The 12555-nt window shown below is 69.7% G+C and carries 5 protein-coding genes; 3 read left to right on the top strand and 2 right to left on the bottom strand.

Annotated features, from left to right (window positions below; all coding sequences use genetic code 11):
- Positions 1 to 9 precede the first annotated feature (9 nt).
- Positions 10 to 8970 carry a toxin glutamine deamidase domain-containing protein gene (locus ACXJMZ_RS34945; RefSeq protein ID WP_457034042.1) on the top strand — a complete coding sequence of 2987 codons (8961 nt, stop codon included), beginning with the start codon at positions 10 to 12 and terminating at the stop codon, positions 8968 to 8970.
- Here ACXJMZ_RS34945 and ACXJMZ_RS34940 read toward each other — a convergent pair.
- Together ACXJMZ_RS34940 and ACXJMZ_RS34935 are read right to left on the bottom strand one after the other, a co-directional pair.
- Positions 8888 to 9823, bottom strand: a complete 936-nt coding sequence (locus ACXJMZ_RS34940; protein WP_457034041.1) for a mechanosensitive ion channel family protein — start codon at positions 9821 to 9823, stop codon at positions 8888 to 8890. The genes ACXJMZ_RS34945 and ACXJMZ_RS34940 overlap by 83 nt on opposite strands.
- A gap of 234 nt (positions 9824 to 10057) precedes the next feature.
- Positions 10058 to 11311 (bottom strand): SUKH-4 family immunity protein, encoded by a 1254-nt coding sequence (locus ACXJMZ_RS34935; protein ID WP_457034040.1) that lies wholly within the window; start codon positions 11309 to 11311, stop codon positions 10058 to 10060.
- Positions 11312 to 11553: 242 nt separating this feature from the next.
- Here ACXJMZ_RS34935 and ACXJMZ_RS34930 point away from each other — a divergent pair, with 242 nt between their 5' ends.
- Both ACXJMZ_RS34930 and ACXJMZ_RS34925 read left to right on the top strand, forming a co-directional pair.
- Positions 11554 to 11928 (top strand): hypothetical protein, encoded by a 375-nt coding sequence (locus ACXJMZ_RS34930; RefSeq protein WP_057233085.1) that lies wholly within the window; start codon positions 11554 to 11556, stop codon positions 11926 to 11928.
- Between the two features lie 56 nt (positions 11929 to 11984).
- The gene (locus ACXJMZ_RS34925; RefSeq protein WP_457030639.1) at positions 11985 to 12368 is read left to right on the top strand and encodes a WXG100 family type VII secretion target; all 384 of its coding nucleotides are present in this window, start codon (positions 11985 to 11987) and stop codon (positions 12366 to 12368) included.
- The last annotated feature ends 187 nt before the right edge of the window (positions 12369 to 12555 follow it).

Raw genomic sequence — 12555 nt, 5'->3', positions numbered from 1 at the left:
GAGTACGCGTTGAAGGAGGCCTTCCAGGAGGTCGCCATCAACCTGCTGGCCCAGAGCATCCAGCTCGCGGCGGGCAACCGCAAGGAGCTGGACGGCAAGGAGCTCGGCATGAGCGCCGCCGGCGGCGCGATCGGCGGCGCGGCGGGCGGCMTGATCGGCAAGGGSCTSGGCKCGGCCGGCGGCAAGCTGATCGGCAAGAAGATGGACACCCTCCCGGCCCAGATGGTCGAGGGYGCCATCACCGAYGTCGGCGCCGACGTGGTCACCCAACTCGCCCTCACCGGCGAGGTGGACGGCTCCGGCCTGGGCGGCTCCGCCCTCAGCGGCGCGGGCAGCCCGGCCATCATGCGCGGTGCCTCCGCCCTCAAGGGCAAGTTCAACTCCTCCGACATCCCGGATGCCTCCGACTTCGCGGGCGGCTCCGACATTCCGGGCTCCGGTAGCTCCAACTCGTCGGGTTCCGGCGATTCCAGTGGTTCGGGTAGCTCCAACTCGTCGGGTTCCAGCGGTTCTGACAGTTCCACCGGCTCTGGTGGTTCCAGTTCGTCGGGTTCCAGCGGTTCCAGTGGTTCGGGTGGTTCCAACTCCTCGGGCTCCAGCGGTTCCAGTGGTTCGGGTAGCTCCAACTCGTCCGGCTCCAACGGTTCCGGCAGTTCCAGTAGGTCTGACGGTTGGGAAGACTCCAACTCGTCGGGCTCCAGCGGATCTGGCAGTTCCAGTAGGTCTGACGGTTGGGATGGCTCCAACTCCTCCGACACACCCAGCAGTTCGGGATCCGATGGTTCCGGAAGCTCGAGCAAGCCCGACTCCCATGGGGACACCACTTCGGGCGACCAGTCCAACCTGTCCGATGTCGGGAACGACGGGCACAACATCCGTCAGAACTACTCCGAGGGCACCACCCCCGACACGCACAGCGACTCGGGTAACCATTCCAACCTGTCGGACGTCGGGAGCGACGGGCACAACATCCGTCAGAACTACTCCGAGGACACCCCGCGGAACTTCTCCGCCAACCGGGACGCCAGCACTCCGACCCCCGACACCGCCCCGTACCAGGGCCCGGCCACCACCCGTGGCGAGCCTTCCCCCCAGCTCGCCCCGTACGAGCCGCCGACCCACCGCACCCCGGACAACACCCCGGACAACACTCCGAACAGCACTCCGGACCCGACGCCCACGCCCCGGACAGCACCCACTACCGACGGCCCGCCCGCCGGTGTGCCGCACCAGCGTCAGACCCCGGACACCGACCAGCACGACCAGTCGACGGGTACCCGGGTCGCCGGCCTGGGCCCCGTCGGCATGCGCACCGCACCGTCGACCCCGGGCTACGCGCCCAGCCCCACGGGGGAGTTCACGCCCCCTCAGGTCACCCCCGAAGCTCCGGTGCAGCCGGCCGCGCCGCCGGCCCCGGCCGCCGCGCCCGCTGCCGCCCCCACCGGCACCCCCACTCCGCCGTCGGCTCCCAGGACCGGAGTCAACTCGACCCCTCCGGCCGCTGCACCACTGGCAGGCTTCGGTGCTCCGACTGCGGGGGGAGCGCCGAGTGGGCCGCCCGTCGCTCCGGCGGCCCAGCCTGTTGCTCCGCCGGTCCGGCCCGCAGGCCAGCCTGCTGCTCCGCCTGCCGCTCCGCCGGTCCAGCCCGCTGCTCCGCCGGTCGCCGGTGCGAAGAAGCAGCGGAACTCGGCTTTCGAGCGGACCAAGGCCACGATGAACGACCGGGGCTACGAACTGGCCAGGCCGGCGCAGCACAACGCCCTCCAGCGCCATCTGGTCGAGGATCGGAAGGCTCGCCTGGCCGGGGAGGTGTCCAGGCTCAAGAAGACGCCCAAGCGGACTCCGGAGCAGGAAGCCCGGCTGCGGGATCTGGAGAAGCTCCAGCGCGACACGGCCACGCTGCTCGGGGAGCAGGACGTCGAGGTCGATCCGGCCACGTTGAAGAAGCTGGTGGACCGACAGAACCAGCTTTGGGAGGAGCACAGCTCCTATCGCCAGCTCCGTGAACCGATCGCGATGCGTGAGCGCGAGATCGCCGAGTTGGACAAGCAGTTCGAGCCGTTGCGGAACCAGGAGCAGCAGCTCCAGCAGCTTCAGAACGAGGGGGCCGAACTCCAGCGCGAGCTCAACGACCTGACGGGCCGCCTGCAGGCCAACCAGAACCAGATGGCGGCCCTGCAGGCGCATCCCCAGCCCGGCGCTGCCGAGGTCACCGCGTTCCAGACCCTGCAGGCCGAGCACGCCGCGCTGATGGCGCAGGGACAGGACCGTCAGACGCAGTTCCAGGACAAGCAACAGCAGCACCAGCAGCTGGACGCCGTACACCAGCAGGCCAAGGCCGCGTTTGCCCCGCAGATCAACCGGAAGCAGCAGTTGGAGGCCGAGCTCGCCCAGCGCCCCTCGCCTCTGCTGCAGGTGGATGGGGTGATCGCTTACAAGCAACGCAAGGCTGCGGAGCTCGAGGCGGAGCACGATCGCAGGAACAGCGAGGTCCTGAGGCGTGAGCAGCAGCTCGCAGCTCTACCGGGCGAGGCGGCCGCGCTGCGGACCAGGGCCCAGGAGCACGAGGCGCTGCACCAGCAGACCGGGGACGCCAGGCACCTCGTCGAGATCCAGAGGCTGACCAAGGAGGCGGGGGACAAGGAGAAGGCCTACACGGACCTCGTCGCCAAGCACCATCGGGTCGCGGCCGACATCGCCACGATCACGGCCGAGCGGCGTCGGCTCGAGGCCGACGTCGCCGCGCTGAAGAAGACCTCGGTCGACACGCTGATCAGCCAGACGGAACAGCGGATCGAACAGCTGCGGAACAATCCGCAGCGCACGCCGGAGGAGAGTGCGGAAGGCGTCCGTCGGGTCGCCGAACTGGCGGAGCTCCAGCGCCGCAAGCAGAGTGGATCAGACGAGCTGATCAACCGTCAGGAGCGCCGACTCGCCCAGATCAAGGCCGAGATGGACCGCACGGACCAGGATGCGGCGGCACAGGAGCAGAAGCGGCAGCAGCTGGCGGCCGATATCGGTGCGCTGAACGCCGACCCGGTCGGCGCGATGAAGCAGCAACTGGGGCAGGTGCAGACCGAACTGGAAACGGTCTACCAACAGTTGGACCAGGCCGACCAGCTGACGGAGCCGCGGCAGAAGCAGTTGGAATCGATACTGAGGCGCCAGCAGGACGCTTTCAACGCGAAGCCCGGCCTCTATCCGCACCGCGCACCGACGCTGACGCCTGCGTTGCTCGGTGCGGTCAATCCCCATGTGGTGCAGGCCGCCAACGTGGAGACGGTGGACCCGAACGCCGCGCCTCGGCAGAGCCTGCGGCCCGGGGTGGACCTCAACGCCTGCCTGGAGAACACCGAGGCGCTCCGTGCGACCTACTACGGCAGTCCGCGGGTATCCGGGCAGACCCTGACGGGTACTCCTGAGCCCAAGCCGGCCTGGACGCTGGCCCGGCTGCACGAGCGGCCGCGACTGTTCGGCCAGGGGCCGAAGGCCGTCGACATCCTGCACGACCAGCTCCGGGAGGCCGGAAAGGGGTCCTTCGCCGTCGTCCTCGTGCACGGCGGTACCGGGACGGTGGGCCACGCCATGGCGCTGGTGCACGACACCGACGGCGAGTTGAAGTGGGCGGACACCAGCACCCGTACGGTGCGGCCCGCCCGGCAGGGTGAGATGCCCCCGCCCGCGCAGGGCAACTGGAACGTCTGGGCCGCCGCCGCGGGGCCGCAGGATCAGCCCCTCAGCCAGATCATCCGGCAGTCCACCGGGACGCCAGTCTCCGCCATCGATGTCGACGGCAAGCCGCTCGTCCCGGCGCAGCCGGGCCAGCCGGCGCAGGTACCCCTGGCGGAGATCGACTCCAATTTCCTGGTCCACTTCGGTGCTGCTGAGCAGAACGGCGGCCCGGACCAGGGTGACGGGAGCTTCGGTGCTCCGTCGGCCCCCGCGTCGGCGCGCTCCGCTCCGCTGCCCACCGCCGAGGGCGGTGCCGACAGCACTACCGGGAGCGACGCCGGCACCACCACATCCAGGTCCCTCGGACCGGTGTCGCCCGGCTCGGGCGACGGTCCCACGGGTTCACGGTCCGCACCCTCGGCTCCCTTGGGCGCCGGTGACGGTACGAACAACCCGGTGAGCCCGTCGGGGAGGGACAGCGACCCTGCGGGCAAGCGTCCCAGCGAGTCGGAGGACCTCCGGCCGGCCAAGGAGCGCCGGACGCCCGCCTACGAGCGCACCGACGGCCAGATGGACGCGCGCGGCTACAACCTGGCCCGGCCGAGCCAGCTCGGCACCCTTCAGCAGCACTTGGTGGTCGAGCAGCAGAACCGCATCAAGCAGGAGATCGCGGCCCTCGACGGCTTGGCCCGTGGGGCGGATGCCCGGAATGACCGTCTGGACGAGCTCAAGGACGACGAGCGCGCCCACGCCGCTCGGTGGCCTGCCGATGCCCCGCAGACGCCGCCGCCGGCGGTGCTCATGGAGCAGGCCGACCGCCGCGCGGAGATCGACCGTCTCCGGGCCCTGGCCCGGACCGAGGATGCGCGGGCGATCCGGCTGGACAGCCTCCGCCGGCTCGATGCCGATGCCACATCGCTGCTCACCGATCAGGGTCAGAGGGTCCCGGCGGGGGATCTCGCGAGGCTGTCGGAGCGTCAGAACCAGCTCTGGACCGAGCACGGCGATCTTCGTCAGGCCGTCGAGCCGGTGCTGGGCCGGGAGCGGCTGGCCGGTCAACTGCAGTCCAAGCAGCAGGAGCTGACCGAGAAGTCGAAGCGGGAGCAGCAGGAGATCAACCGTTTGGCGGCCGAGAGCGACCGCTTGAATGCGGAGGCCGCGAAGCTGAATCCGCAGGTTCCTGCGGAGCAGGTCAGGCGGGCCGAGTTGGAGGCGCAGTGGAATGCGGTGCAGCAGCAGGGCACGGCGCTGCACAACCAGAACCAGCAGACCGAGGCGGAGATCGCCCAGGCACAGGCGGACCAGCAGAAGGCGGAGCAGGAGGCCACAGCCTTCCGGACGGAGATCCAGCGTGCCGGGGAGATTTCCCTCCAGCACGACCAGTTGACGGACCGTGCGCAGCGGGAGCAGCAGGAGATCGGCCGTTTGGCGGCCGAGCGTGACCGCTTGAACGAGGAGGCCGCCAAGCTGGATTCGCAGGTTCCTGCGGAGCAGGTCAGGCGGGCCGAGCTGGAGGCGCAGTGGAACGCAGTGCAGCAGCAGGGCACGGCGCTGCACAACCAGAACCAGCAGACCGAGGCCGAGCTCGCCGCGAAGAAGACGGAACTGCTGGCTCAGGAGGCCCGGGTCGCCGAGCAGAGCGTCGCGCTGCGGGAGGGTGGCCTGGACGGGGCCCGTGAGCAGGAGCTGAGTGAGAAGTCGCAGCGCGAGCAGCAGGAGATCAACCGTTTGGCGGCCGAGCGCGACCGCCTGGACGCGGAGACCGCCAAGCTGGATCCGCAGGTTCCTGCGGAGCAGGTCAGGCGAGCCGAGCTGGAGGCGCAGCGGAACGCGGTGCAGCAGCAGGGCACGGCGCTGCACAACCAGAACCAGCAGACCGAGGCCGAGCTCGCCCCGCTGCAGGCGAAGCGCCGACGGATGGAGCAGGAAGCTGCGGTGTTCAGCGCCTCGCAGCAGAGCGCAAGCCGGACGATCATGTCCAAGGAGAGCCAACTCGCCGAGCACAAGGCCGAGTACGACCAGGCGTCGGCCGACGCCCCGGGGCAGGAGCAGCAACTCAAGCTCCTGCAGGGCGAGATCTCCCGGCTGACTGCGGAAGCGCCGTCGAGTCAGGCCAAGGCGGACCAACTGCGGGCGAAGGAGCAGGAGTTCCAGGAGCTCCAGGGCAGGAACCAGCAGGCCCGCGAGGACATCGCCCGGTACGACCAGCTCACGGCGGAGGTGGCCGGCCTGCGTCAGGACCGGATCGCGGCCATCCAGGCCGAGGTGGACCAGCGGCGGAACGACATCCAGGCCGTGGACACGGAGCTGTCCGTCCACGACGCTGCCGCGAAGCCGTTGAACGACGAGATGCAGAAGCTGGCCGACCGGCAGCGGAAGGCGCTCGGCGATCCCTCGCTCAGTGACCCGGCAGCGGTGCGCAAGGACACCTACCCGGAGTTGTCGACCGAGCTGCTCCAGCGGATCAACCCGCACTTCGTCCAGGTCGCGAACGGGGCCACCACCGACCTGAGCTCGGCACCCAGGGACAGCCTGCGGCCCGGCACGGATCTGAATGCCTGTCTGGAGAACACCGAGGCACTGCGCGACACGCACTACGGCCGGCCGCGGGTCTCCGGGCAGACCCAGACGGGCCAGCCCGAGCCGAAGCCCGCCCGGACGATGAACCGGCGGCACGACATCCCGCGCAGGTTCGGCCAGGGGCCGGAGGCGGTCAACATCCTGCACGGCCAGCTCACGCAGGCCGGGCCCGGCTCGTTCGCCCTGGTCCTGGTGCACAACGGCGCGCAGACCGGGCATGTGATGGCGCTGGTGAACGGTCCGGACGGCCAGCTGCGGTGGGCGGACACGAGCACCCGGACGGTGACCCCGGCCGCTCCGGGGGCGATGCCTCCCCCGGCGGACCACAGCTACACCGTCTGGGCCTCTGTCACCGGCCCGAAGGAGCAGCCGCTTTCGGAGATGCCCAGCGCCGACGACCCCAACCGCCCGATCTCCCGGATCGACCTGCAGGGCAACCCGATCGCCGCACCGCCGGCACCGGGCCAGCCGGGGCCGACGCCGATGCCGGAGACGGACACCGAGTTCCGGAACGCCTTCGGCAAGCAGTTCGGCCTGGCGAAGATCGGCCCTGACGGGTACCACCCCGCCACCGACTACCGCCCGCAGGGCAGCCCCGGTGGACTCGTGGACCCGTCGGACCAGGACAACGAGCGGGTCAACAGCGCGGTCCCGCACGACGTGGACGGCAAGCCGCAGGTCCATCCGGACCCGGACAACGGCAACTGGACCGCGAGCATCAACGGTGACGGCCCTCGCACCCCGGGCCGCAACAACAACTGTGCCGACGTGGCACTGGCCATGGTTGACACCTACTCCGGTCACCCGACGGCCGCAGCCTCTCGCACCCCTGACCTGGACGCCGCCGGCCGCCCGTCCGACCTGGGCGAAGCCAACGGCCGTGCCCGGATCGAGAATTCCCTGGGCGCCAAGTTCGGGGACTACGGCGACGGCCGCGCCGCCTTCGACCGGCTCGAGGGCCAGCTCCGTCAGAGCGGCCACGGTTCGCAGGCGGTGATCATCACCTCCGACAAGGACGGCCGCTCCCACGCCTGGAACGCCGTCAACCACAACGGCAAGATCACCTACATCGACGGCCAGACCGGTCAGCGCAGCCCGCAGCCTCTCCACAACGGCGACAGCGGCGTCTTCGCCGTCCCCCTCGGCTCCGACCGCAAGCCCGCTGGGCAGACGCCGATGACTGCCGACCACAGGACGTCCCCTGACCGCCCGGGAATGGCCCCCGCGCCGGGGATGCCGCCGGGGTACGAGCCGACGGCGCCAAAGATCAAGCCCCCGGCGATCCATCGGATAACGATGTTCAACAGCTATGTGAAGGCCGGCGCCTTCCCCGAGCCAGGGAGTGTCGAAGAGACCTCGTCCTCGTCCGCGCCCGTACCGGCACCCGCGAAGGTGGCAGTGATCGGCGTCGTCCCGGCCGTGCTGAACGACAAGTTGGACCTCTTCGCGCTGGCCGACGAGTACCGGAAGACCGGCCTGAGCAGCGCTGACCGGCAGTCCAACGACAAGCTCGCGCTGGTGATCGGCGTCAACGCGTGGGACGGCAGGACCAACCACAAGGCGCTTGAGGCCAAGTTCTCCACCGAGGCCAAGGACTTCGCGGAGAAGTGGAAGAACCAGTCGATGCCGGTCACGGTGGTCGGGTTCAGCTGGAGCAACACGGAGGTGGACGTGGACAAGGGACCGGAGCAGAACACCATCCTCTACGGCGCGGTCCGCCAGCAGATCGTCAGTATGCAGGCGGTCCAGGAGTATGAGGAGGCGCTGCAGGGGCTCCATCCGGAGGGGGTCCGGATCTACCTGCACACCAGTGACAGCGACACGACGAGCTTCACCACAGTGCAGGGCAGGCCCCTGTTCAGTGAGGTGGATGCATCGTTCGAAGCGGCGCTCGAGGCGGCTGCGGTCAGGGAAGCCTCCCAGCAGTCCGACATGCGCAAGTTGGCCAAACGCCAGGCGGACCTGCTCGCGGCAGCGGGTAAGGAGACCGATCCTGACAAGGCGGCCGGACTGAAGGAGGCCGCAGATGCGGTGGGCGCGGAGCGGGCGACGGCGATCAAGGCGGCCGCAGCCAAGCTCCGGCGGGACGAGGCACCGCTGGACCTGGTGAGTGGCGGGTACAGTGCGCCGGCGAATGCTCCCGAGGACCAGAGGTTCGCGCTCGAGGTCGACAACGAGGTCAGGGCGGCTATGGCTCGGGTGGACCCGAGGCTGGTCTACTTCCCGGAGCCCAACACCTTCGTCCGCGTGGAGGGTTACCACGGAGGGCTTGGCCCGAGCGAGGGCTTCGGAGTGGGGTCCAAGGAGGGGCAGCACCTGGTCGACTCGATTCATGCACAGCGTCCCGGCGCTCAGCAGGTGTTCCTGCCCGATCTGGCCATCGAGACCGATCTCGGGCGGATCGGGAAGAAGGTCGAGGCTGAGGGACCGCTGGGCCTGGCGCAGAGCCATGCTGCCGAGAGCACCTGGATCGGTCGGCTGGAGCACGTCTACAAGATTGACGCGAATGAGAAGTTGATGCTGTCCGACAAGGTCTACAAGGGGGTTTCGAAGCAGGGTCCGGTGGGCCTGCCGATGAGTGAAGCGGAGATCCTGAAGGAGCGGGACCGTGTCGCGAACGAGGTGCTGGGCGACCTCACAAAGGGGAAGAAGAAGCCGACCGGGTACGGGCGGTCATGGTGGCCCGGACGACGATGGTGCTGGGGGTGGTGTCGGTGACCTGGAGGGACCATTCCAGGGTGTCCCAGAGGGGTGTGGTGGGGAGGAAGTCGCCCAGCGCGGTGCGGAGTTGGTCCACCGGCGTGGTGTGGTCGAGGTGGAGCAGGACGGAGCCGAGCAGGCCCGGGTCCTTGCGGGTCCAGTTCTCGAACGGCTTGCTGACGAAGTAGGAGGTCGGGACGATCAGGCGGCGGTAGTCCCAGAGCCTGATCACCAGGTAGGAGAGCGTGATCTCCTCGACGGTGCCCTGCTGCCCCTCGACGAAGACGGTGTCGCCGAGCCGGACGGTGTCGCCGAAGGCGATCTGGAGCCCGGCGAAGAAGTTGCCCAGGGCGCTCTGGGCGGCGATGCCGGCCACGATGCCGATGATGCCCGCCGAGGCGAGCAGGCTGGCGCCGACGGTGCGCATGGTCTGGAAGGTCAGCAGCATCACGGCGACCGTGACGACGGCGATCAGGGCGCTGACCACCCGTCGGGTCATCCCGAGCTGGGTCTGCACCCGCTGCACCCGGGCCGGGTCGTCGGCCAGTGCCTGGTACCGGGTGAAGAACGCCTCCAGGGCGGCCGCCACGATCCGTACGGTCAGCCAGCCGAGGCAGGCGATCAGCACCAGCAGCACCACGTGGTGGGTGTCGTCGCCCTCCAGGCCCAAGAGCCGCTCGATCGGCCGGACAGCGATCAGCAGGCTTGTACAGACCACCAGTTGGAGCGGGACCCGGCAGCGGCGCAGCAGCGCCCAGATCGGCGCCTCGGGATGGCTGACGGCCAGCCGTTGCAGCACCTGGTCCGCCACCCAGCCGACCGCGAGGGTGACCAGGACGATGGCGAGCAGCGCGACGAGCGGCCAGAGCACGGGCACACCTCCGTGGGATGGGGCGATTTGCACCCTACCGTGACGGTATGTCGGTGAGCGGGCCGCAGCGCGGAGACCCGGCGGCAGGCCGGTGAACCCGGTGTACTCCAGGGTGATGCAGGGCGAAGCGGCCGGTGCCCGGCGCTTGCCCGGCGCTCTGACGCCACCGAGGCGCCTGCGCATAGGACGGCTGAGCCGGACGCCCGTGGGGTGGCGTCCGGCTCACGGCTGGGCTCAGAGCAGGCCGTGCCACATCTGCTCGATGACGACGGACCACCAGGTGGTGTCCTTGCGGAAGGTCTCCGGGTCGATCTCGGCGAGGCCGGTCTGGAGGGTGGCCAGGGCCGTTGCGGCGGCGACCGGGTCGAGGCCGGCGAGCTGCGGGCGTTCGGCGGACAGCAGGGCGAGGCTGCGGACGAAGGTGGAGACAGAGCTGTTGACGTAGCGTCCGCTGCCGGTGCGGGGGTGGACGGCCCAGACGGAGCCGACCTCGTCGCCGGTGGTCTGGACGGCGATGGCGCAGAGGCCGTCCGAGCCGATCCGGGTCCAGCCCGCGAGGATGTCGAGGGTCTGGGCCTCGACGGGGGAACCGGCTGCCGTCAGGTGGGTGCGCAGGTCGGCGAAGAGACCGCCGGCCGGCGAGGCGTCGGCGACGTCGGTGCGGTCGGCGGTGAAGAAGAGCGGCAGCTCGGTGGGCAGTCCGGCCCAGGTGAGGGTGGAGCGGGCGGCCTCGGGCAGCGCGCTGGCGGCCAGGTCGTCGGCGTCGTAGCGGAGCACCTCGCCGAAGGCGGCGGGGAGTTGACGGCCCAGCGCCACGTCGCGGACCGGCTCGGCGGGGGTGACCTCGGCCGGCTGGGGAGCGGGCACCCGGTTCGGCTTGGCAGCGGGCCGGGTGTGGTCGGTGAGGGCCGTGACGCCCTGGGCGCGCTCCTCGGCGGTGATGCCGTACGGGTGGTCGAAGCTCACCACGGCGGCGGGGAAGTGCTGCTCCAGCAGGGCGGCGCCGTAGCCGCCGGGCAGGGTGGCGGGGCGCAGCGCGGTGTGGATGGTGCGGACGGCGGCGGTCGCTACGCCGCGGCGGGCCAGCTCGGCCACCAACTGGTGCTCCACCGGCGGGCGGCCGGGGCCGGACGTCAGCTCGAGGAGGCTGTCCTCGCCGGTGGTGGGGTGCGGGTAGGTCGCGGTCAGCGTGTTGCCCGGGCCGGTGGCGGGGCGGCTGTGCTCACGGTACGCCTCGATCACCTCGTCCACCGGGATCGAGGACCAGACGCTGAGTGCGCCGCTCTGACGGTCGATCACGCCGCACGCGTCACCGAGGTCGGCCGGGGGACGCCGCTGCCCGGTGACCGGGTCGCGCTCCAGCGGAGCCGGGGCCGCCCAGACCACCCAGCCCAGGTCGAACTCCCGGAAGCGGACCTCGCGCTGCGCGCCGCCGCTGCCGTTCAGCCAGGCGTCAGCCGTGCTGAGCGCGTGCTCCTGGGTGATCACGAAGACTCCTCGCTTGTGCTGTGTGGGTGCTGTGCTGCCCGCTCGGCTCTGTCGTTCGGGCGCTGGGCCGCTGTCATGCTGCCTGTGGCGCGCAGCGGCCGGACCTGGTGAGGCTACCTGTTGCAGGGTCGAGACCGAACGAGGACAGACCCAGCCTTAAACATTATGATCTCATGAGCAATGCTGTTCGCCGTGGGCCCAGTTGGCCCCACGGCGTGAGGAACCGGGATCCAGGGGGAGAGATGGCTGCAGACCGGGAGATTCCGGAGATCTCGGACGACGAACTGCTCGACGTGGCCGACAACCCGTCCCAGGCCAGGGAACTGCACCGCGCGCTGCGCACCCTCGCCGAATCGGACTCCGTCGGCGACCAGCTCCAGCGGATGGCCCGGGATGTGCTGGCCGGGCGGGTCGGAATGCGCGAGGTCGTCCAGTCCGACACCTATCTCGGCGCGATCGGTGACCGGCTCGGCCAGATCCGTACGGCCGCGGAGAACCTGTCGCCGGCCGAGCGGGAGGCCTCCGAAGGCCGAGCCGAGAAGCTGCGCGAGGAGACCGAGGCCGAGTACGGGCCGGACGAGCCTGAGGACTGGGAACTGGACCGGCACCGTCCCTGACGGTCTTTCGGGGCGGGTTTCGAGATGGTCGGTGAGCTGGAAACACGGGGGTGTTGATGTCGCAGCAGATTGTGGTGGACCCGGTCAGTCTTCGGGCTGAGGGGAAGAGTATGGCGGCGGTCGGTGATGATTTCTCGGCTGCGGTGAAGGATTTGTCGGCGAAGTTGGAGGCCCTGGAGAAGGGTGACACTCCGCCGTGGGGTGATGACGATCTGGGTGAGAAGTTCGGTGTTGTGTATGAGGGTCTGCGGGACGGGATGAAGGAGTCGATGGCTTCTTTGGGGACGCGGATCGGGGAGATCGGGCAGAAGTTGCAGGGTATGGCGGCCAGTCATGAGGCGAACGAGTCGGCGACGGATGGTTCGTTCCGGACGATGGAGGGTTCGCAGGGGATGGTCGGGGGTCGGATCGGTGCGTTGCACCGGCCGCAGGTGATCTGAGGGTTCGTCGTTCGGCGTCTGCCGTTCTTGCTGGGTTTCGTGTTGCCGTGAAGTGGTCGTCATTACTGGGGGTTTGACGAAGTGTCGCTGATGTTGCCGGACAGTGTTGAGTGGGTCCTGGAGATGCTCGGCTTCGACTGGCCGAAGGCGGACGAGGACAAGCTCATGGAGTCCGCGCAGGTGTGGC

This window comes from Kitasatospora sp. P5_F3 (assembly GCF_054049135.1).
Note: the sequence above shows the minus strand (reverse complement) of the source record. Positions and strands in the feature narration are given on the sequence as shown.

Excerpts from the sequence above, each read along its gene's own strand:
- ACXJMZ_RS34930 (WP_057233085.1), top strand. The coding sequence starts at position 11,554 with ATGGCTGCAGACCGGGAGATTCCGGAGATCTCGGACGACGAACTGCTC.
- ACXJMZ_RS34925 (WP_457030639.1), top strand. The coding sequence starts at position 11,985 with ATGTCGCAGCAGATTGTGGTGGACCCGGTCAGTCTTCGGGCTGAGGGG.